This window comes from Paenibacillus dendritiformis (assembly GCF_015845845.1).
GTDB lineage: Bacteria > Bacillota > Bacilli > Paenibacillales > Paenibacillaceae > Paenibacillus_B > Paenibacillus_B dendritiformis_C.
In genome coordinates, this window is record NZ_LDIG01000022.1 from 1 (window position 1) to 730 (window position 730).

Genomic DNA, 730 nt, shown 5'->3' on the forward strand with positions numbered 1-730 from the left:
CAGGCGGCGGGGCCGTCTTCGGAAGCCATCGACGCCGTGCTCGACGCGCACCGACGCGAGCATGGGGAACCCGAGCAGGTGGCTTACGCCGCGAAGCTGGATCCGTGCGACGAGCGGTTCGGCCCGCCTCCCCCGCAAGAGCTCGAGAAGCTGTTGGAAAGGTTCGGCCAGGACGCGGGACAGCGATTGTCCGACTACCTCCAGGAACACCATGCCTGGAAGCAGGCGACATCCTCTTCAATGCGGCAGAAGTAGCCCCACTACTCGCCGTCGAGAATCCACCCCACGTTCGGGTAGTCCAGCAGCCGGGCAATCTCGGCCGACTTGGTGAGCATCGCTGGCACGACGCCATCCTCGTTCTTCAGGTGGGCATTGGCCCCCAGCACCAGGTAGGCGAACACCAGGTCTTCGCTGTTAGTTCGGGCGGCGTGGTGGAGCGCTGAATCGCCTTGCTCGTCTTGCGCATCCACGTCCGCCCCGCATCGAACCAACGCCGACAGGGCCGCGGCATCCGTGGCGAGCATGAATGGCGTGCGTTCCTCATGGTCGCGCGCCTCCAGGTCAGCGCCAAGCGCAGACAACTGCTCGATGAGCCGCACGTCGTTGGCGTCGGCGGCCAGATGGAGCGGTGAGTAGCCTTCCCGGGAAGTGGGGAAGTGGGTATCCGCGCCATGGACGAGGAGCAGGTCGACCAGGGCGTATTGCTGAGAACGAATCGCCCAATGGAAGG

2 protein-coding genes are annotated in these 730 nt (G+C 65.2%); one reads left to right on the top strand and one right to left on the bottom strand.

The annotated features are described in order from the left end of the window. On the top strand, nt 1-255 hold a 255-nt coding region (locus ABD76_RS00195), incomplete at its 5' end, for a hypothetical protein (RefSeq protein ID WP_206765467.1). Nucleotides 256-260: 5 nt separating this feature from the next. Here the strand turns inward: ABD76_RS00195 and ABD76_RS00200 are convergent. Continuing rightward, the coding region (locus ABD76_RS00200) for an ankyrin repeat domain-containing protein (RefSeq protein WP_197253240.1) at nt 261-730 on the bottom strand (470 nt) is incomplete at its 5' end.